Origin of the sequence: Sphingomonas sp. NFR04, from assembly GCF_900114095.1 — a bacterium.
Taxonomy (GTDB): domain Bacteria; phylum Pseudomonadota; class Alphaproteobacteria; order Sphingomonadales; family Sphingomonadaceae; genus Sphingomonas.
Genome location: NZ_FORV01000004.1, coordinates 461,700 through 481,440, shown reverse-complemented (window position 1 = coordinate 481,440; position 19,741 = coordinate 461,700). Strand labels below are relative to the sequence as shown.

The window sequence follows — 19,741 nt, the reverse complement described above, 5'->3', positions numbered from 1 at the left end:
AAGGACAGCCTTCCCCGCCGGTCGTCAGAATGCGGCACCGATTCGCACGCCGTAGGTACGCGGCGCTCCATAGGACACCTGCACCCGCTCGCGGCGACCGATCACCGCGCTGTAGAGCACCGCCTCGTTGGAGAGGTTGGCGCCATAGGCCTCGATGAAATAGCGCTTGCGCGCCTCGGTCCAGCGCAGCGATGCGTCGAACTTGTCATACGCCTGCTGGTGATCGAGCACGGTGTTGTAGTCCGTGGTGAAATAGTCGGACGAGTGCAGCCAGATACCCTGGGGCGACAGCGTGCCCGCCGAACCCAGATCGATGTCATAGCTTACCACCAAAGTATTCTTCCACTTGGGTGATTGCGGGATGCGCTTGCCGGCAAGGTTCAGCGACACGGGGTCGTTGCCCCCCGACAGACCGTAGAAGTTGTTGCCGCTGACGTAGTAGGTGTACTTGGCATCCATATAGGCCAGCGTCGCATCGACGTGGAGCCCCGGTACGGGCGTCGCCCGCACGGTGAGTTCGGCGCCATTGCTCCGCGCCTTGCCCGCGCTGCCGAAGTAGGACACCCGCGGCGTGTAGACGTTGATCTGCAGGTTGCTGAACGCGTTGTGGAAGACCGACAGCTCTGTATCGAGCTTGCCGCCCAGGAAGCGCGCCTTGACGCCTGCCTCATAGGCGGTGACCTTTTGCGGGGCATAGGACTCCGGGATCGCCGGATCGCCGCCCGTATCGTTCACCCCGCCCGATGCGAAGCCCGTCGATACGGTAGCATAGAGCATGGTATTGCGATCCGGCGTCGCCTGCAGGCCGCCGCGCCACGTCCAGCTGTCGAAGCTCGGGCCGCCGGTGGTGGTGCTGTACGGCGTGCGGAAGTCATAGGTCCCTGGCGCTGCATCGACGAAGTCGGCGAAGCGGAATGCCTTCTTCTCGTGCGAATAGCGGACGCCGCCGATGACCTTCAGCAGGTCCGGCACCACGGCGAACGTACCCTGCGCATAGCCGGCGAACGCGTCGGTCTTCAGCGCTGCGTCACCGCGAAACGCACCGCTGGTGGCACCGGGTGCCGTCACCTTCTGCTGATAGGTCTCGAAGATGTCGTCGTGGAGATAATAGGCGCCGGCGATCCACTGCAGCGGCCCCGCGCCGTTCGACGCGACCTGCAGTTCCTGGGTGAAGGAGTTCGAGCGGGTGTTCGGCTCCTGCACCCCCGAGCCGTAGCCATAGGCCTCGAACACCTTGCTGCTCTGGTCGTTGTCGGCGCTGCGATGTGCGGTGAAGTGGGTATAGCCGCTGATCGAGCGCAACGTGACGCTGCCGAGATCATACGCGACCTGGCCGGACACATAGTCCTCGGCGATATGCTCGAACGGCTGGTAGTTCCAGTCGTTGGTCCAGGCGCCGCCGGTCACCGGCAGGCCGACATCGCGCCCGGCGACATTGGGGGCCCCGTTCGGCACCGAAGGATTGACCGCGAAGGGCTGCCCGTTGATCGACTGGAAGCCGGTCTGCGGATTGATCAGCGTGCCGGCCACTTTGTACCCATATGAGCCCGCACCCGCATCGTCCCGGCGCCAGCGGCCGGCGTGCAACGTCACCTCCAGTTCGGCACTGGGCTTCCAGCGGACATTCACGCGCTGGGCGTTCTCGTTGAGGTCGTTGAGCTCGATACCGGGCGTGGTCGACTTCACATATCCATCGTGCCGCTGGAACACACCGGCGACACGCACCTGCAGCGTCTCGGTGAGCGGCAGGTTGATATAGCCGTCGATCCGGGTCGAGTTGAAGTTGCCGACATCGACCGTGAACCCGGCTTCTTCCTTCTCGGTCGGCGCCTGCGTGACGATGCTGAGATTGCCGCCGAAGGTGTTGCGGCCGTACAGCGTGCCCTGCGGCCCGCGCTGCACCTCGATCCGGCCAACGTCGAAGATCGGGATGCTCTGCTGCTGGGTGCGGCTCTGGTAGATGCCGTCGATGTAGAACCCGATCACAGGATCGTTCTGGGCGCTGACGAGGCTGGTCCGCACGCCGCGGATTGCCGGGAAGGAATCCGATCCCTGAGAGCCCCAGGTGAAGCCAGGGGTCACGAGTTCCGCGCGGCTGACATTGTCGACGTGCAGTCGCGACAGGGTCTCGCTGGTCAGCGCGGTGATCGCGATCGGCACGTCGCGCAGTCGCTCGTCGCGACGCTGCGCAGTGACGATGATCTCGCTGCCGCTATTTTCTTCTGCCGCGACGGGCGCTTGCGCTTGCGTCTGCGCCAGAGCCGGTGCGCCGGCGAACATCAGGATCAGCACCGCGCTCGAGCACGCCATCTTGAGATCGTTTTTCATGAGCTCCCCACCTCTTCATTTGAGGCTTGAAAGCTATCGGTGGTCAGGCAACCCGTCCACTAATTTTTGCATTCGAAGTCATTCGATCAAGCGTTCGACCATGACGCGTCTAGTTAGAATTAATTGACAATTATCAACTTGTTAGGGAAGCAATCTTGTGGGGCGAGGCCATAAGGGTTTTCAGAGCATGCGATAGCCGCGGCAAAAATGTCACTATTTTGTAAAGCCGAATGCAGCGCCTCACGCCCCGAGTCGGGCCGAGGCGCCCTCGATCATTTGGCCGGAAAAGAGCCGCTGCTCAGCAGGCGACGCGGGATCCTCGATCCGCTCCATCAGCATCGCGGCAGCGGCGGCCGTCATACGGCCAACCGGCTGGCGAATGGTTGTCAGGCGGTAGCTTTCCCAAGTTGCCGGGCCCGAGCCGTCAAAACCGACGATCGACAGGTCCTTAGGCACGTCGCGCCCCAGCTCGATTCGCGCCTCATCCATGGCTCCGATCGCCATAAGATCGCTGGCGCAGACGACAGCGTCGAGCTTGGGCATGATGCGCGCAAGTTCGCGCACCCCCGCCCGCCCGCTCGCATAGCTGAAGTCGCCGCGCACCATCGGCACGTCCCCGAAGCCTCGCTCCGCGAGCAGCGTTCTGGCCGCACTGTTCCGCTCTTCGCCCACATAGCTGTCCTCGGGGCCGGCGATGATGCCGAAGTGTCGATGGCCGCTAGCGATCAGCCGTTCGACAAGGTCACGCTCGCCGCCTACCGAATCGCACCGGACAGAAGCAGCGTTGGGACCGCTGGCCAGGCGATTGTACATCACGACCGGGATCTGATGATCGGCGAACTGCTCCAGCTGCTGCTCGGACAGGCGCGCCGCCGCGATCACCCCGTCCACCGAATGGCGCCAGATCTGGTCGATCACGTCATCCACTTCGCTCTCAGCGCCGAGGCTGAACAGCAGCACCCGTACGTCGCGCTTGGTGAGGCTGGCACTCAGCCCGGCGAGCACTTCCGGATAGTAGAGATTGGTCAGGTTCGAGATCAGCACCGCGACCAGGTTCGTCCGCTTCGAAATCAGCGCCTGCGCAAGGGCATTGGGACGATAGCCCAGCTCCGACGCGACCTTCAGGATCAACTCGCGCTTTGCCGGCGCGATCGACGCATTGGGCGCGAAGCACCGCGACACCGCCGACTGCGAGACGCCGGCGATGCGCGCAACGTCATAGGAGGTAGGCCGTCGGCCCGACTGCGCGATGAACGAAGCGGTCGGTGCGCGGTCGGCGGTACGTTTTGGCATTTCCTTTGTGCCCCTTGCTGCAGCGCCTTCGCCATAACCGCAAAGCTTTGCAGCCGATAGCGCGATTAGCCCAATGACATTTGCATTCGGATGCATTATTCGGGCCCAAGATGCCCCGCATCGCTTTAGCAAATCGAGGAGAAGCTGATGAACGCGCCGCTTGGGTTTGAGTCCCGGACCCTCTACATCAAGCAACCAGAACGGGATCAGATCGCCGACAGCAGCGATGTCGCGGGGCTGGTGGCCAAGGTGCTGGCCGACGTGCGCGCCAATGGAGACGCCGCGGTCGCGCGCTATTCACGGGAATTCGACAAGGCCGATTTGGACCAGTTCGAGGTTTCGGCAGCCGACCGCGCCGCTGCTGTCGACGAACTGGACCCGCAGACCCGCGCTGACACCGAATTTGCGATCGAGAACGTCCGCCGCTTCGCACAGGCGCAGCTCGGCACGATCCTCCCGCTGGAAGTGGAGCCCTTGCCCGGCCTGCATCTCGGCCACCGCGTCATTCCTATCCAGCGCGTCGGCGCCTATGTGCCCGGCGGTCGCTTCCCGCTCCTCTCTGCGCCGATCATGACGATCGTGCCTGGAAAGGTGGCCGGATGCGATGAAGTGGTCGCGTGCCTGCCGCCAAACGCGCACCGCGCGATGATCGCCGGCTGCCACCTTTCCGGTGCAGACCGCATCTTCCGCATCGGTGGTGCCCAAGCGATTGCGGCGATGGCATTCGGCACCGAGACCGTGCCGAGCGTCGACAAGATCATGGGACCGGGCAACGCGTTCGTGAATGAGGCCAAGCGACAGGTGTTCGGACCGGTAGGCATCGATCAGCTGGCAGGTCCGTCCGAAATCTTCATCGTCGCCGATTCCACCGGCGACCCCGAACTGATCGCCACCGATTTGCTGGGCCAGGCGGAACACGACGTGCGTACCCGCGTGGGGCTGATCACCACCGATCGCAGCCTTGCCGAAGCGACCGTGCGCGAAGTCGCCCGGCAACTGGAGACGCTGGCCACCGCCGCCGTCGCCGGCCAGAGCTGGCGCGACTATGGCGAGGTCGTGCTGTGCGAGGACGAAGCAGCGATGATCGCCTATTCGGATCACGTCGCGGCGGAGCACCTCCAGGTCCATACCGCCGATCCGCATGCCTTTTCGCACAAGCTGCGCAACTATGGCTCGCTGTTCATCGGAGAAAATGCCAGCGTCGTCTATTCGGACAAGAATGTCGGCACCAACCACACGCTGCCGACCATGGGCGCGGGCCGCTATACCGGCGGGCTCTGGGTTGGCTCGTACGTCAAGATTGCGACCCATCAGTGGCTTGACGAAAGCGCGGTCGCCCAGGTCGCTCCCCCGGCGATCCGCCAGAGCGGCAGCGAAGGGCTGGAGGGTCACCAGAAGGCTGCGGCCATCCGCTTCGATCGTTTGCGCGTGCCGGCCTGAACCGCAAGGCGCCGCCTCGGATCGGGGCGGCGCACTGCCAAACAAAAGGGAGGGCGTGGCCGAGCTGGCCACGCCCTCCCTTTTTATCACCGTCGCTGTCCGGTTAGGCGGCAAACACCGGACGCGCGGGGTTCTCGGTGCCGCGGGTCACGAAGACCTGCGCCGGCACGGACGCCGTGTTCCGATAGGACCGGTAGAGGCCCTTGGGCACGGTGAGCGTGTCGCCCGCGCCCAGGAACAGCGATTCCTCGCCCCAACGCATCTCGAGCGCCCCCGATTGCACGAACAGCACCTCGGCCTCGCTGCGCGCATGCGGCGGCACGAACGCGCCACTCTCCAGCGTCAGCAGGCGAAGGTTGAAGCCATGCGGCCACCAGCCGACGATCGGACCGGGGGCGAAGCCGTCATCGGTCGCCTGCGGGACGATCAGCCCCGCCTCTTGCACGCCTTCCCTCGCGAGCGGCGACTGCGGATTGGCCTCGGCCATGCCGGCCCGCACGATGCACTGCAGCAGCTTCTCGAGGGGCGGGGTGACCAGTTGCTCGGCATGGCCCGTATCGATCGGCGCCGCGAGATCGGCCTCGCGCAGCGTGTAGTCACCGGCGCTGGTGTCGATCAGCATGCCTTCCTTGGTGAGCTTCAGGCCAAAGTCGGACGCGGCCTCGAACACCGCCGGGGCCCAGGTGACCTTGCCGGGATCATCCTCGCCCAGCACGGTGTATAGGAACCCCAGACCCCGATCGATCTTCTCGAAGCCGCGGAACATGCGCGTCGGCACCGACACGACATCGCCCGGTGCGATATCGAGCGTCCCATCCTCGCGATTCGGCCCGAACAGCAGGCGCCAATGCCCCGAATGAACGACGAACACCTCGGCGGTCTCGTGGCTGTGCTGCGAGTTGATGCACCCGAAGGGCTGCCGCGCCGCGCCGATGTTGAAGCCGTGCTTCTCGGTGATGTGGACGAACTGGTCGGCACTTTCGGACACCCCGGGGCCGATGATCGTGAAGTTTTCCTTCTCCGTCGACCCCGGCGTCCGGGTGTCTAGAAACGCCGTCCGGCATGGCACGAGATCGGCGTAGCGAACCAGCCGCTGCTCCATCTGCTCGCGAGTCCAATCTGTCACAACATGCTCCAACCAGTATTGCATTCGGATGCAAGTCTGGTAGGCCAATGTCATTGCTTATGCAAGGCGGCTCAGCCGCCCCTGGTGCGAGAGGCTGTCGAAAACACCGTGCGCGACGAACGATTGCCGCTGCTGCTACTGCCGGGCACGTTGTGCGATGCGAGCGTCTTCGCGCCGATGCTGCCGGCCAGGCACCCCTCGATCGCCGCGGATCTGACGGGCCATGAAGACATCGGTGACGCCGCCGAGGCGGTGCTGGCCAAAGCACCGCCGCGCTTCATCGCACTCGGCTTTTCGCTGGGCGGCATCGTCGCGCTCGAGATGGCGGCACGCGCACCCGAACGGATCGCCGCGATGGTGTTGATCGCCACCACGCCCCGCGACGTGCCGGTGGACCAGCATGGTGCGCGGCGCGCGCAGGTAGCGGATGGCGTGGATCCGGGAACGCTGGTCGGCGAGACGCTCTGGGCCAGGTACGTCCACCCCGATCGCACCGGCGATGCGGCGTTGCGCGACCAGATAATCGCCATGGCGCGGGCATGCCCGCCGGGCACAGCGCGTCGCCAAACCGAGCTTGCGCTTTCCCGCGCCGATCAGCGACCGCGGCTGGCAACCCTTCAGATGCCGGTCCTGATCCTCGCCGGGGAGGGCGACGTGGTCGCGCCTGCAGCGACGCAGGACGAACTCGCCGCCGGCCTTCGGAGGGTGCGCATTGAACGCATTCCCGGCGCGGGACACTTCGTGCTGCTGGAGAAGCCACAGGCATGCGCGCAGGCGCTCAGCAGCTGGCTATCGGATCTTTCGCAGGGCGCACCCAGCACCCTATCACGCACACATAGCGCATCATTGGAGGTTTCGTGACGGATAGCAGCAACAAGCCAGCAAAGCCTGTCGAGAGCGGAAAGGTGACGCCGTCGCCGGACGCCGCCGTGCTGCAGGTCGAGCGGCGCGATTTCACGCAGCTGGTGCCGGAGGATCGCCCCCGCGTCCAGTCGATGCGCGGCTTCGACCCCTGCTATACCGACATCGTCGACTACATCATCCGCTGCACCCATCGCATCTGGGACGAGCGCGACGTTGGCCTGATCTACACCCACTACACGCACAACTGCGTCGCCTACACGACGATGGGCACCATGTATGATCGCGAGACCCATATCCGCGATACAATCCAGCGGCTGGTGGAGTTTCCCGACCGCCGCGGCATGGCGCAGCAGGTCATCTGGCGCGGCAACGACGTCGACGGCTTCTACACCAGCCACATGACGCACGGCCTGGGTCGGCACAGCCAGTTCGGATCCTGGGGCAAGCCCACCGGCCGCACCTACTGCACGCGGACGGTGGCGGAATGCATGATCCTGGAGAACAAGATCTACAAGGAGTGGATCGTCCGCGACAATATGGGCCCGGTGATCCAGATCGGCCTCGATCCGCACGTCTTCGCCGAGGGTGTCGCCCGTAAGAAGGTCGAGAATGGCGAGGCAATGTTCGACCTCGTCGAAAACCGCCGCCTGCTTGGCCAATACCCTCCGGAAACGGAGGCGGACACGTCGATCGCGCACAATGAAGGCGAGGCCGAGCTGCTGCGCTGGCTGCACCACATCTACAACAAGCGCATGTTCGGTCTGATCCGCGACATCTATGCGCCCAACTGCCAGTGGCACGGGCCGCTGATGCGCGAGATCGCCGGCCCCGCTGCGGTGTTGCAGCAGACGATGCGGCTGGTCGCGCTGCTTCCCGATTGCGCCTTCGTCCCGCAGCATATCTGCTCGGTCGACAGCGAGGAGGGCGGCACCAAGTACGCGCTTCGCTGGACGATGGATGGCCATCATCTCGGCTATGGCAGCCTTGGCGCACCCACCGGCCACCCGCTGCACGTCATGGGGGTCACGCACTTCCACATCCGCGACGGCAAGATCGTCGACGAATGGGTGGTCTATGACGAGCTCGCGATGCTCGTTCAGCTCAAGATGTCCGCATTGCAGGCGTCCTGACGAAGCCCAACGCCGTCTGCGCGGCGCGGCCGCGCAGACGCCTCTCCCCGGTAAATCTGGACACAGCACATGGCGAGCAGCGCGATTTCTTCCCCGGCACCGGCCAACCCGCCGTTGCGCTTCCCGCGTCAGCTGGCGATCTTCGGGCTGCTGCTGGTCTGCGAATTCTTCTATGGCTGGGCCTGGAACACAGTGGACGTGCTGCGGCCGTTCCTCCGCCAGGCACTGGGGCTATCGCTGCTGGAGGCAGGCTCGGTCTATTCGGCGCAAGGTGCCGGGGCGCTGATCGGCGCGATCGTGATCGGCCAGATGGCGGATCGGTTCGGCAGGCGGCGGATGCTGGCGACGCTGGTCGTCGGTTATGGCGTCATGCTGCTGAGCGGCGTGGCGGTTGCCAGCTATGTCGAGCTTCTCGTCCAGCGCTTTCTGCTCGGCTTCTTCGCCGGTGCGTCGTTCCCGGTCGTCGTCGGCATCTATGTCAACCTCTTCAGCCCGACGATGCGGGGCCGTCTTGCCGGCATGCTCAATGCCACCTTTAGCCTTTCGATCGTGATGCTGGGCGTGGGCATGAGCGCCGTCTCAGCCCCGGACTGGCGCTTGCTGCTGTGGATCGGCGGTCTGCCCCCGCTGGCGCTTGCGCTGGTTGCGCTGGTCCTCATCCCGGCAGGCTCGCCCGTCGATCTCGTCCAGCGCGCAACCACCCGGCTGCCGATCGGCGAGCTGTTCGCGCCGGGCCTGCGCCGGCAGACGCTGATGCTTGCGGCGATGACCGGCCTGAACTTCTTCGGCTATGCCGCCTTCAGCGGCTGGCTGACGACCTATCTGACCGGCGAGCGCGGGCTGAGCACGGCAGTGGCGGGCGAGCTCGTGGCCTGGCAGTTCGGCGGCAACATCGTCGGCGGCTTCTTCTGGGGCTGGGCCGCCGATCGCTTCGGCCGCCGGTTCAACGCCGTTGGTTTTGGCATCGCCTCCCTGGCCATCATCGGCTTCCTGCTGGCGCCGTCCGATCCGCTGCTGCTCAAGCTGCTGGGGCTGCTGTACGGTAGCGCGCTCTGCTCGAGCGTGATCTGGGGGCCGTGGATGGCCGAGCTCTATCCGCGGCACCTGCAATCTACGGCCGCGTCGATCTTCAACTGGGGCCGGGTAATCAGCTTCTTCGCACCTCTCATCACCGCACAGATTGCCAGCAACTTTGGGCTGCGCACCGCAATGTTCACTGCTGCGGCGGCGTTTTCGAGCGCTGCGGTGCTCTGGCTGATGCAGCGCGAAACCCTGACTCGTTGAGAGTTCAAACGTGCTTGCAGCTTCATGGCTGCTCGCCTCTTACGGCAAATCTCTCGCTCAGCCCTTGCTGTATGATTGCATCCCGTTGAATTTTCCCGCTGAGTTAGCCTTGACCCCGATAGGCCACGTGCACGAATTTCAGCGATCGAGACTTACGACCCCGCCAGTTTTGCTCTCAAAGGGTTGCATTTCAGCCCAACTGGATGCAGCGTCGAAATCGCTTCCACTCGACGATAATGGATAAATCGTCTGCAATTCTTGGAATCGAACCAACCTACTTTTTGCATTGACGGTATATCGCACGGTATCGAGGTTGACAGTACCTTGCTTAAATCTTTGATTTAATTTTCGAATTTCAGTCAGTTCGACTCCGTCCCCGGCACCATCCACCTCTCCGCAGACATCCAGCAACATCCTGTTGCCGACGCATGGGACAGAGATACAGGACGCGACACGTCCCGTTAGGCTGCTCGTGTCTCGGCGAGAAGCATCGAGCATCGGCTGTTCAAATCTTGGCACGTAGCGTCAGACCATATCTGGCTGGCTGATTGTAGTTGACCGTTCGTCCGAGATACGCCGTCACCCCTGCCCCCGATGGCGCCGCCAGCAGGGCCTGCGAGATGATGTTCCGCTCGTTGGTCGCATTGTTGGCGAACAGCGATACATCGTACTTGCCGCTGTCGAGCCGCAGCCCCGCACGCAGGTTGAGGTTCGACTGGGCCGGCACCTGGGTATAGATCGATTGGGTCACGCCGGTGCCGTAGGCGGTGGTGTGCGAGAACTGCGCATAGCTGTAGAATTCGGTCCTGGCGTTGATCGCGATATCCCAGGAGGGCGTGATCGAGAGCGCCCATTTGGGCGAATAGGGTGCGCGCTGCCCCTTGGCGTCGATATTGGCGATACCGTTGTAGCTGAGTTCGGCCGGTGCCGGCAGCGAGGGCGCGCGGGTGTAGACCGCATCATTGTAGTTGCCGTCGAAGGTCAGCCGCAGGCCGGACCCGAAATTGGCCGCCGCGCTCCATTCCACCCCGCGCGCACGGATATCGCCGACATTGGTCGCGCCCCGCTGCGGGGTGCCGTCGGGCAGCGTGTACGAGATCGAGGTCTGAAAGCCGTCGAGCTTCTCGTGATAGGCCGAGAGCGCAAGCGTCAGGTGCTTGTCGAACAACGATGCCTTGATCCCGGCTTCGATATTCTTGGTCGTCGTTGGCTGGATCGCCGGCGCCGTCGGGTTGAGCGAGCGGTTGTTGAGATCGAGCCCGCCTGCCTGGAATCCGGTGGCGTAGGTGACATAGGCGGTGATGTCCGGCGTGATCTTGTACGAAAGGCTGGCCGTGCCGGACAGATTGTCGTTCGAGGTCCGCAGGTTGAGCGCATAGCCGGTGGTGGCGGGCGTCGTCGGATAGCCTGGCACGGCATAGGCGATGCCCACATTGCGCTGCACGGCATCGATCGCATTGTAGAAGGCCAGCAACTGCGCGTTGGTGATTCCCGCCGGAAGCGATGTCGGCAGTTGGCTGGTATCGACCGGGCTGGAGCCGTTCTTGCGGTCATAGGTGTAGCGCAGGCCGCCGGTGAGATCGAGCTTGCGGGTGAGGTGCCACGTCGCCTGCCCATAGGCGGCGGCGGTGCGGTTCTTGACCGTGGTATCCTCGATGATCTGCACGCCGGTCAGCTGCGAGCGAAACGACAGCGGTAGCGGCGTGAAGCTCGTACCGGCGATCGTGTTATAGGCGTTGTACCAGGGGATCACGTCCGCGCCGAACTGGTGCACCACATAATGGTCGCGCAGCTTGGAATAATAGAGGAAGGCGCCGGCCTGCCACTCGATCGGGCCGCGCCGATTGGACGCGAGGCGGAATTCCTGGCTGAACTGATCGCTGCGGCTGATCGCCATGTTCTGGTAGATGTCGATCGGCGTGCTGTCGCTGTCCTGTGGCGGATCGAAGGTCCAGAGCCGCCACGCGCTGATCGAGGTGAGCGTCACCGGACCGAAATCATAGTCGGCGGTCAGCGACACGCCCGCATTCTTGGTGCGCATCTGGTTGTAGTTGTTGGTGATGTTCGTGCGCGGATCGACGCTCGGCACCCAGTTCTGCACGCCGCCGTAGTTGGCAAGCTGCCCCAGCGCCTTGAGCGCGTTGCTCACGCGGGTCTGTTGCGCCGCCGTGGTGTTGATGCCCCAGTTGCCGGGCCCGAACAGCTCGACGATCCCGCCGCCCGAGCTGAAGCCGGACGAGCTGTCGCGCTCGACGTTGAGGTCCCCGGCCAGGTTCACCTTGAGCGGCCCGGTGGCGAGCAGGAACTGCTGGCGCACGCCCCAGCGGCCGGTTCCCGCCGTGGTCGCATCGTCGGTCGCGGTGGGCGCGTAGATGTTCTTCTGGGCTGCCGCCGCACGGAAGGCCGGACGGAAGGGCGTGGCGATCCAGCCGTCGCCGCTCGTGCCGAACGCGACCGTCCGGAAAGCGATGGTGTCGCTGATCGGGCCGGTGAGGATCGCCTTGCCCTGCGCGAAATTGTAGCGGCCATAGGTCACCTCGAAGGTGCGCGCCGGGGTGAAGCTGGGCTTGTTGAAGGTGATGTTGAGCGCGCCCGCCGCCGCGTTGCGGCCGAACAAAGTGCCCTGCGGGCCGCGCAGCACCTCGAAGCTCTGCACGTCGACGAGATCCTGCAGCACCTGCCCGGGGCGCGCCTGGTACACGCCGTCGAAATAGACGCCGATCGCGTTGTCGAGCCCGTCGGCGGCGGTGGGCGCATAGCCGATGCCCCGGATCGTGACCGAGAAGTTGCGCGGGTTGCCGCCGGTGGAGTTCAGGCCCGGTGTCTGGTCGATCAGGCTTTGCAGATCGATCGTTCCCTTGCGCTCCAGCGTCTCGCCACTGATCGCCTGCACCGAAATTGGCACGTCGTGGATATTCTCGGAACGGCGGCGCGCCATCACCAGGATGTCCTGCCCATCGCCTTCCTCGGCCAGGGCGGCGAGCTGGACCTGCTGCGTGGCTTGTCCCCGGGCCACTGCGGGCGTCGCAACGATGGCGGCGCTCGCGAGCAGCGAACGCGTGACATGCAGATGATTCATCGAGGACCCCCTTTGTTTAATTCCTATCGACTCGATAGATATTCGTATGAACGCGAATCCCCATCTATTAAGTAGGATTTGATTTAGAGGGCCGAAGTTTTTCTGCGTCGCCGCTTGTCGCCTCCCCCCGCACCCTGTCGGCACCAACCGGGAGAACGGATGTGGCGAGTATCGGTGGGGCGCAGGTCAGCGCCCAAGGCTTTGGCGCGATGGGATTATCCCATGTCTATGGGCAAGCGGACGAGGCGCAGTCGATCGCCACGCTGCGCCGGGCAATCGAGCTAGGCATCAATTTCTTCGACACCGCCACCGCCTATGGCAGCGGGCATAACGAAGAGCTGCTGGGCCGGGCGATCGCCGGGCGGCGTGACGGGCTCGTCATCGCCAGCAAGTTCACGCACCGGCGCAGCGACGGCAGCCGCGTCACCGCGCGCGAAGCGGTGGAGGCGAGCCTAGGCCGGCTCAAGGTGGAGCGGATCGACCTCTATTATCTGCACCGCGTCGATCCCGAGGTGCCGGTCGAGCAGTCGGTGGGCGAGCTGCGCGTGCTGCAGGACGAAGGCAAGATCGGCGGGATCGGTCTGTCCGAAGTCAGCGCCGAGCAGCTCCGCTCCGCCCATGCCGTGGCACCGATCGCCGCGCTGCAGAGCGAATATTCGCTGTGGACCCGCGGCGTCGAGGCGGAGATCCTGCCCACCGCGCGCGACCTCGGCATCGCCTTCGTCGCTTACAGCCCGCTGGGGCGCGGCTTTCTTGCCGGCGCCGGGCCGGTGGAGGAAAATGACCGCCGCAACATCCACCCGCGCTTCCAGGCCGAGGCCGTAGCAGCCAACGCGCGGCGCCGGCGGGCGATCGAGGACGTCGCGGAGCGGCTGCACGTCTCGCCGGCCCAGGTCAGCCTTGCCTGGGTGCTGGCGAAACAGGTCGTGCCGATCCCGGGCACACGGCACATCCGCCATCTCGAGGATAATTGGGCGGCGGGCGCGATCCAGCTGGACGAAGGCACGATCGAGGAACTCGAAGCCGCCTTCCCGCACGGCGCCACGGTCGGCGACCGCTACCCGACCGAGCAGATGAAGTCGGTCCCCGCCGACGCCGTGCCGGCCTGATGGCACGCACGACGCCTCGCTGGCCGGCCGGATCGGGCACGCTGGCGGCGGTCGTGGTTGCGTCCTCCGCGCTGTTGCTGGCCTTTGCGCCTGCGCGCCGCACGGCGGTGGCGGCGCCCAGCGCGGCACTCGCCGCGCCGATCCCGGATCGCGTGCCGCCGGGTGTCGTCCTCCGCGTCGGCGATCCGGTGACGCGCTGGGTGTTCGAGCATAATGGCTGGGACAAGCAGCTGCCCTTCCGCATCCAATGGGCGGAGATCACCGGCGGCCCCGACGTGACCGAGGCTTTCCATGCCGGCGTGCTCGAAGTCGGCTTCGGTGCCAGCGTGCCGCCGATCCATGCGGTGTGGGCCGGCATCCCGGTGCGCATCATCGCCTTTCGCGAATATGCCGATCGCACGCGACGCCACGCCTGGGTGTTCGGGATCGCGCCCAAGGCCGGGATCCACACGCTCGCGGGCCTGCGTGGCAAGCGTATCGCGTTCAGCCCGAGCCAGGTGCAGGGCCAGATCGTCATCGATACGCTCAAGGCCGCCGGCATCCCGCGCGATCAGGTGACGCTGGTCGAGCTGCCCTCGAGCATCGGCGGCGACGTCTATACCAACGCGCTCGCTTCCGGCGCGATCGACGCAGCGCCGATCCGCAATGATCTGGTCGCCCAGCGTTATGTGCGGGACTATGGGGCGCGGGGCGCGCACATCCTGCAGCACGCCCCCTTCCGCGACGACGGGGGCAATATCTACGTGCCCGAAAAGGTGCTCGCCGATCCCGGCAAGGCCGCCGCGCTGCGCATCTTCATCCAATATTGGGGGCGCGGCCAGGCGTGGATCAACACCCACACCGAAGCGCTGGCGCGCGGCTATTATGCCGGCAAGCGCGGGCTGCCGCTCGCCGATGCCCGCGTGCTCGCGAACTATACCGCCAACGTCGCCATTCCCGATAAGTGGGACGGCGCCATCGCCTATGAGCAGGCGGCGATCGACACGCTGGCCCCCGAGACCAAACGCCCGCGCCTCGACGCGGCGACGCTTTTCGACCGCCGCTTCGAGGGAATCGCCGGCGCGGCGGCAGCAGCGAAGGGAATTGCACCATGAACGCCTATGCGGAACGTCTGTACGTGCCGGCGACGGCGCCAAGGACCCCGGCCATTGCGCCTGCGGAGCAAGGCCGCCCCCGCCCGGCGCGGCCCCGGCAGAGGCTGAGCCCCGGCACCCCTGCCCGCTATGGCAGCCTGCTGGGCCCTGGCTTGCTGCTCTTCTATTGGTCGCTGCTCTCCGCCACCGGCTGGCTCGATCCCCGCATCCTGCCCGCACCCTGGACCGCGGTGACCACCGGCATCGAACTGGTCCGCGAAGGCCGCCTGCAGGAGCATCTCGGCATCTCCGCCTGGCGGGCGATGAGCGGGCTCGGCTTCGGCGTGGTGATGGGCACCGCGCTCGCGCTCCTCTCGGGGCTGTCGCTGCTCGGCGGCTATGTCATCGACGGGCTGGTGCAGATCAAGCGCGGCGTGCCGATCCTCGCGCTGATCCCGTTCATGATCCTGTGGCTCGGCATCGGCGAGACGATGAAGGTCACGCTGATCGCGGTCGCCGTGTTCGTGCCGATCTACATCAACACCCACAATGCCCTGCGGGCGATCGACCTGCGCCATGTCGAGCTGGCCGAGACCGTCGGCCTCTCGCGCTGGCAGTTCCTCCGCCACGTCGTCGTACCCGGATCGCTGCCCGGTTTCCTCACCGGCCTGCGCTTTGCGGTCACCTCCTCTTGGCTCGCGCTGGTGGTGGTCGAGCAGCTCAACGCGACCAGCGGCATCGGCTATATGGTCACCCTCGCGCGCAACTATGCGCAGACCGACGTGATGCTGGTCGGCCTCGTCGTCTACGCGCTGCTCGGCTTCGGCTCGGACGCGCTGGTTCGCCTGCTCGAACGCCGCCTGCTGCGCTGGCGCCGGACGCTCGGCCGGTGAGCGTGCGTGCGGAAAGCCTGGCCGTGCAGGTCCGCGGTCTCACCCGGTCGTTCACCAGCAAGGGCGTGCTCAACGGCATCGACCTCGACGTCGCCCCGGGCGAGTTCGTCGCGCTGCTCGGCCGCAGCGGCTCGGGCAAGAGCACCCTGCTCCGCGCTCTCGCCCGGATCGACCATGAGGCGGAGGGCGAAGGCGAGATCCGGCTCCCCGAGCGGCTCTCGGTGATCTTCCAGGATGCCCGGCTGCTGCCGTGGATGCGGGTGCTCGACAATGTCCTGCTGGGCATTTCGGGCGGGCGCGACCGCGGACGCGCCGCGCTCGCCGAAGTGGGGCTGGGCGGCCGCGAACGCGCCTGGCCGCACGAGCTTTCGGGCGGCGAACAGCAACGTGTTGCCCTCGCCCGCGCGCTGGTGCGCGAGCCTAAGCTGCTGCTCGCCGACGAGCCGTTCGGCGCGCTCGATGCGCTGACCCGCGTCCAGATGCACGCGCTGCTGCGGCGGCTGGTCGATGCCCACCAGCCTGCCGTGTTGCTCGTCACCCACGATATCGACGAGGCGATCCTGCTCGCCGATCGCATCGTCCTGCTCGAGGACGGCCGGCTGGCCGCCGACATCGCGGTCGCGCTGCCCGGCACGGGCATCGCGCGCCGCGCCCGCATCGCCGAACTGCGCGCGCTGCTCCACCGGCTGCTCGGTGTCGAGGAATTCCCCGACGGCGCGTCCGACGCCGCCATTCCGCTGCCGTCGCTCGGAGAACGCCATGGATGACCTGATCGAAACCGCCGACTGGGCGGACGTACCCGCCGCACGCCTGTTCGAACGCTATCGCGAACCGCGCAAGGCGCCGGTCTTCTGGAACGAGACACTCGACGGCCTGCTCTCGCACCGCTCGGTCCGCGCCTATCTGCCCGACCCGGTGCCTGCTGGAACGGTGGAGCTGCTGGTCGGCGCCGCCCAGTCGGCCGCGAGCTCGTCCAACCTCCAGCCCTGGAGCGTGATCGCCGTGGAGGATACGGCGCGCAAGGCCAGGCTCGCGGCGCTGGCGGGGAACCAGAAGCAGATCCTAGACGCCCCGCTCTTCCTCCTGTGGATCGTCGACCATCACCGGCTGACCAGTATCGGCGAGGCGATAGGAACCCCGGCGAATGCGCTTCACTTTCTCGAGAGCTTCCTGCTCGGCGCCGTCGACACCTCGCTCGCCGCGCAGAACGCAGTCGTGGCGCTGGAATCGATCGGGCTCGGCAGCTGCTATATCGGCGGCATCCGCAACAAGCCTGCCGAGGTCGCCGCCGAACTCGGGCTGCCGCCGCAGAGCTTTGCGCTGTTCGGGCTGACGGTCGGCTATCCCGATCCCGCGCGGCCCGCCGCGGTCAAGCCCCGCCTGCCGCAGGACGCCGTGCTCTTCCGCGAACGCTATGGCGCGGCGGCAAGCCCACCTGCGATCGCCGCCTATGATCGACGCCTCCGCAGCTTCCAGCGCGAGCAGCACCTGCCCGAGCGCGACTGGAGCGACCAGGCGACCCAGCGCGTCCGCGGCGCGGAGTCGATTGCCGGGCGCGATGCCCTCCGCGCCGTCCTCCACGGCCTCGGCTTCCGGCTCGACTAGCCGGCAGCCGCCCCTTCCCCACCCCCAGCAATGGAGTCCTTATGACGAACCACACCGAGTTCCTCTGGTACATCCCCAATCAGGTCGAGGGTGGCCACCGCGGCGACGTCAGCGATCCCGAGCCGGCAAGCCTGGAGACGCTGACCAGCCATGCGCGCGCGCTCGAAGACCATGGCTGGGACGGCGCGCTGATCGGCACCGGCTGGGGGCGGCCCGACACCTTCACCGTCGCCGCCGCGCTCACCGCCCGCACCAGGACGTTCGAGCCGCTGATCGCGATCCGCCCCGGCTATTGGCGGCCCGCCAACTTCGCCTCGGCGGCGGCGACGCTGGATGCGCTGAGCGGCGGACGGGTGCGCATCAACATCGTCTCCGGCCAGGACAATCTCGCCGCCTATGGCGACAGCGAGGGCGACCAGGCCCATCGCTATGCCCGCACCAAGGACTTCATGCGGTTGGTGCGGCGGCTGTGGACCGAAACCGACGTCACGTTCGAAAGCGAGCATTTCCAGGTCGCTGGATCGACGGTGGTGCCCCGCATCCCGCCCCGTGGCGATCGGCTGCACCCGCGGCTCTATTTCGGCGGCGCGTCAGAGGCGGCCGAGCGCGTCGCGGCGACCGAGGCGGACGTCCAGCTCTTCTGGGGCGAGCCGCTGGACGGCGTGGCGGAGCGGATCGCGCGGCTGAAACGGCTGAGCCGCGATCTCGACCGCGACCTCCCGCCGCTCGAATTCGGTCTCCGCATCACCACGCTGGTGCGCGACACCACCGAACAGGCCTGGGCCGATGCCGAGGCGAAGGTGGACGAGATGGCGGCCAAGCAGGCGCAGGTCGACCAGCATCGCCGCAGCCCTGCGGTGGGCCAGCAGCGGCTGCTCGACCTGCATGCGCGCGGCGAGGTGCTCGACGACAATCTCTATACTGCGCCCGGCCGCTATGGCGGCGGCGGTGCCGGGACCACCTGGCTGGTCGGATCGGCCGAGGACGTTGCACGCTCGCTGCGCAAGTATCGCGATCTCGGGATCAACCACTTCGTCCTGTCCGACACGCCCTATCTGTCGGAAATCCGACGCCAGGGCGACCAGCTGCTGCCATTGCTGCGCGACGGAGCCACGGAAGCGTCGACGGAGCCGCTCCGGGCCGATGCGGTCGCTTGAAGCGCGCGATCGAGGATGACGGACGGTTCCGAAGGATGGGAGCAGGTCGCTGGCGGCGGCCTGCTCCACCGCCGCGCGCTGCTGCTCGGCGGCGGGCTGGCGGCCGCTGGTCTCGCGACAGGGGTACGCGCGGCGGTGGGTGCCAGGTCGCCTGCCGGCATGCTGCAACCCGGTGCGCCGCTCTCCGGCGGAGGGACGCCGGGTAACCCGGCGCGGCGCATCGTCCCAGACCTGCCGTTTCCGGGAACCGGATCATCGCGCACGCCGCTCGACAAGCTGCACGGAACCCGGACGCCCAACGGCCTGCACTTCGAACGCCACCATAACGGCATTCCCGACATCGACGCGGCGAAGCACGAACTCCTCGTACACGGACTGGTGCGCCAGCCGCTGCTGTTCCGCTACGAGGACCTGCTGCGCTACCCCCGCTACACGCGCACGCTGTTCCTGGAATGCTCGGGCAACAGTGGAACGCTGGCGGCGCCAGTGCCCGTCCAGGCGAGCGCCGGGCAGCTGAACGGGCTGGTGTCGGGCGCGGAATGGTCCGGCGTCCGGCTTTCCACCCTGCTCGACGAGGCCGGGATCGACCCGCACGCGCGGTGGATGCAGGCGGAGGGTGCCGATGCCGCGGCGATGACGCGCAGCGTGCCGCTGTCGCTCTGCCTCGACGACGCGATGATCGCGCTGTTCCAGAATGGCGAGCCGCTGCGACCGGCGCAGGGCTTCCCGATGCGGCTGCTGCTGCCCGGTATCGAAGGCAATGCTTCCGTCAAATGGCTTCGCAGGCTCAAGCTGCTCCACGACCCCGCATTTTCGCGCGAGGAGACGTCGAAATACACCGATCTGCTCGCCGGCGGCAAAGCCGAGATGTTCTCGCTACGGATGGGGGTGAAGTCGATCCTGCTGCGGCCATCCTTCGGGCTGGATCTGCAGCACCCCGGTTATCATGAGATCGACGGGCTGGCCTGGTCCGGCAGGGGCCGCATACGCAGGGTCGAGGTCTCGGCGGACGGCGGCGCCAGCTGGGCCGACGCGACACTCGACCAGCCAGTGCTGCCCCAGGCGCTGACCGCATTCCGCATGCCCTGGCGGTGGAACGGCGCGCCTGCCGTGCTGATGAGCCGCGCCACCGACGAGGCGGGCGCGGTGCAGCCCCGCCGCGCCGATTGGCTCGGCAAATATGCCCCCGGGCAGGGCTATCACAGCAATGCGATCCAGGCGTGGAGCGTGGGCACGGACGGCAAGGTCGCCCATGTCTACGCGTAGGCGGAGGGTGCTCCTTGGCGGCGTGGCTGTCGTTGGCGCGGTGCTGGCAGGGCTCTTGCTCGCCCGCGACCGCACCGTCGGGGCTAGCCCAAAG

16 protein-coding genes are annotated in these 19,741 nt (G+C 66.4%); 11 read left to right on the top strand and 5 right to left on the bottom strand.

Going from position 1 to position 19,741, the window contains the following annotated elements; translation table 11 throughout:
- Nucleotides 1-24 precede the first annotated feature (24 nt).
- The gene (locus BM009_RS14615) at nucleotides 25-2,328 is read right to left on the bottom strand and encodes a TonB-dependent receptor (protein WP_093297267.1); all 2,304 of its coding nucleotides are present in this window, start codon (nucleotides 2,326-2,328) and stop codon (nucleotides 25-27) included.
- 240 nt (nucleotides 2,329-2,568) lie between these two features.
- Nucleotides 2,569-3,621 (bottom strand): LacI family DNA-binding transcriptional regulator, encoded by a 1,053-nt coding sequence (locus BM009_RS14610; RefSeq protein WP_175488034.1) that lies wholly within the window; start codon nucleotides 3,619-3,621, stop codon nucleotides 2,569-2,571.
- A gap of 147 nt (nucleotides 3,622-3,768) precedes the next feature.
- Between BM009_RS14610 and hisD the strand changes: the two genes are divergently transcribed.
- Nucleotides 3,769-5,061: a histidinol dehydrogenase gene (gene hisD / locus BM009_RS14605; RefSeq protein WP_093297263.1), complete on the top strand. Its 1,293-nt coding sequence runs from the start codon at nucleotides 3,769-3,771 to the stop codon at nucleotides 5,059-5,061.
- A gap of 103 nt (nucleotides 5,062-5,164) precedes the next feature.
- Here hisD and BM009_RS14600 read toward each other — a convergent pair whose 3' ends face one another.
- Complete coding sequence (locus BM009_RS14600) at nucleotides 5,165-6,187, bottom strand: cupin domain-containing protein (protein ID WP_093297261.1); 1,023 nt, start codon at nucleotides 6,185-6,187, stop codon at nucleotides 5,165-5,167.
- 3 nt (nucleotides 6,188-6,190) lie between these two features.
- Here BM009_RS14600 and BM009_RS14595 point away from each other — a divergent pair, with 3 nt between their 5' ends.
- From BM009_RS14595 to BM009_RS14585, 3 genes are all read left to right on the top strand, one after another.
- The gene (locus BM009_RS14595) at nucleotides 6,191-7,048 is read left to right on the top strand and encodes an alpha/beta fold hydrolase (RefSeq protein ID WP_093297259.1); all 858 of its coding nucleotides are present in this window, start codon (nucleotides 6,191-6,193) and stop codon (nucleotides 7,046-7,048) included.
- Complete coding sequence (locus BM009_RS14590; protein WP_175488032.1) at nucleotides 7,045-8,181, top strand: nuclear transport factor 2 family protein; 1,137 nt, start codon at nucleotides 7,045-7,047, stop codon at nucleotides 8,179-8,181. Before BM009_RS14595 ends, BM009_RS14590 begins: the two co-directional genes overlap by 4 nt.
- Before the next feature lie 69 nt (nucleotides 8,182-8,250).
- The gene (locus BM009_RS14585) at nucleotides 8,251-9,465 is read left to right on the top strand and encodes an MFS transporter (RefSeq protein ID WP_093297258.1); all 1,215 of its coding nucleotides are present in this window, start codon (nucleotides 8,251-8,253) and stop codon (nucleotides 9,463-9,465) included.
- Nucleotides 9,466-9,603: 138 nt separating this feature from the next.
- Here the strand turns inward: BM009_RS14585 and BM009_RS22270 are convergent, their stop codons facing one another.
- On the bottom strand, nucleotides 9,604-9,879 hold the full coding sequence (locus BM009_RS22270; RefSeq protein WP_139216627.1) for a hypothetical protein: 276 nt from the start codon (nucleotides 9,877-9,879) through the stop codon (nucleotides 9,604-9,606).
- 91 nt (nucleotides 9,880-9,970) lie between these two features.
- A complete protein-coding gene (locus tag BM009_RS14580; RefSeq protein ID WP_093297256.1) occupies nucleotides 9,971-12,544 on the bottom strand; it encodes a TonB-dependent receptor in 2,574 nt (857 codons plus the stop codon).
- A gap of 161 nt (nucleotides 12,545-12,705) precedes the next feature.
- Here BM009_RS14580 and BM009_RS14575 point away from each other — a divergent pair, with 161 nt between their 5' ends.
- Genes BM009_RS14575 through soxC form a run of 7 tightly spaced genes read left to right on the top strand, consistent with a single transcriptional unit; the run spans nucleotide 12,706 to nucleotide 19,647 of the window.
- Nucleotides 12,706-13,653 carry an aldo/keto reductase gene (locus BM009_RS14575; protein WP_217644203.1) on the top strand — a complete coding sequence of 316 codons (948 nt, stop codon included), beginning with the start codon at nucleotides 12,706-12,708 and terminating at the stop codon, nucleotides 13,651-13,653.
- Entirely contained in the window at nucleotides 13,653-14,747 is a 1,095-nt protein-coding gene (locus BM009_RS14570) for an ABC transporter substrate-binding protein (protein WP_093297252.1), read from the top strand. Before BM009_RS14575 ends, BM009_RS14570 begins: the two co-directional genes overlap by 1 nt.
- Nucleotides 14,744-15,619, top strand: a complete 876-nt coding sequence (locus BM009_RS14565) for an ABC transporter permease (RefSeq protein ID WP_093297251.1) — start codon at nucleotides 14,744-14,746, stop codon at nucleotides 15,617-15,619. The genes BM009_RS14570 and BM009_RS14565 overlap by 4 nt, the downstream gene beginning before the upstream one ends.
- A complete protein-coding gene (locus BM009_RS14560) occupies nucleotides 15,616-16,386 on the top strand; it encodes an ABC transporter ATP-binding protein (RefSeq protein ID WP_254772296.1) in 771 nt (256 codons plus the stop codon). Before BM009_RS14565 ends, BM009_RS14560 begins: the two co-directional genes overlap by 4 nt.
- Nucleotides 16,379-17,224 carry a nitroreductase family protein gene (locus BM009_RS14555; RefSeq protein ID WP_093297249.1) on the top strand — a complete coding sequence of 282 codons (846 nt, stop codon included), beginning with the start codon at nucleotides 16,379-16,381 and terminating at the stop codon, nucleotides 17,222-17,224. Before BM009_RS14560 ends, BM009_RS14555 begins: the two co-directional genes overlap by 8 nt.
- 41 nt (nucleotides 17,225-17,265) lie before the next feature.
- The gene (locus BM009_RS14550; protein WP_093297248.1) at nucleotides 17,266-18,381 is read left to right on the top strand and encodes an LLM class flavin-dependent oxidoreductase; all 1,116 of its coding nucleotides are present in this window, start codon (nucleotides 17,266-17,268) and stop codon (nucleotides 18,379-18,381) included.
- A 15-nt stretch (nucleotides 18,382-18,396) separates the two neighbouring features.
- Nucleotides 18,397-19,647, top strand: a complete 1,251-nt coding sequence (gene soxC / locus BM009_RS14545) for a sulfite dehydrogenase (protein ID WP_093297246.1) — start codon at nucleotides 18,397-18,399, stop codon at nucleotides 19,645-19,647.
- The last annotated feature ends 94 nt before the right edge of the window (nucleotides 19,648-19,741 follow it).

Bases quoted from the DNA above. Each gene is read 5' to 3' on its own strand.
- BM009_RS14550 (WP_093297248.1), top strand. From the start codon at position 17,266: ATGACGAACCACACCGAGTTCCTCTGGTACATCCCCAATCAGGTCGAG.
- BM009_RS14585 (WP_093297258.1), top strand. From the start codon at position 8,251: ATGGCGAGCAGCGCGATTTCTTCCCCGGCACCGGCCAACCCGCCGTTG.
- BM009_RS22270 (WP_139216627.1), bottom strand. From the start codon at position 9,879: ATGTTGCTGGATGTCTGCGGAGAGGTGGATGGTGCCGGGGACGGAGTC.
- BM009_RS14615 (WP_093297267.1), bottom strand. From the start codon at position 2,328: ATGAAAAACGATCTCAAGATGGCGTGCTCGAGCGCGGTGCTGATCCTG.
- hisD (WP_093297263.1), top strand. From the start codon at position 3,769: ATGAACGCGCCGCTTGGGTTTGAGTCCCGGACCCTCTACATCAAGCAA.
- BM009_RS14570 (WP_093297252.1), top strand. From the start codon at position 13,653: ATGGCACGCACGACGCCTCGCTGGCCGGCCGGATCGGGCACGCTGGCG.
- soxC (WP_093297246.1), top strand. From the start codon at position 18,397: ATGACGGACGGTTCCGAAGGATGGGAGCAGGTCGCTGGCGGCGGCCTG.
- BM009_RS14565 (WP_093297251.1), top strand. From the start codon at position 14,744: ATGAACGCCTATGCGGAACGTCTGTACGTGCCGGCGACGGCGCCAAGG.
- BM009_RS14580 (WP_093297256.1), bottom strand. From the start codon at position 12,544: ATGAATCATCTGCATGTCACGCGTTCGCTGCTCGCGAGCGCCGCCATC.
- BM009_RS14555 (WP_093297249.1), top strand. From the start codon at position 16,379: ATGGATGACCTGATCGAAACCGCCGACTGGGCGGACGTACCCGCCGCA.
- BM009_RS14610 (WP_175488034.1), bottom strand. From the start codon at position 3,621: ATGCCAAAACGTACCGCCGACCGCGCACCGACCGCTTCGTTCATCGCG.
- BM009_RS14595 (WP_093297259.1), top strand. From the start codon at position 6,191: ATGCTCCAACCAGTATTGCATTCGGATGCAAGTCTGGTAGGCCAATGT.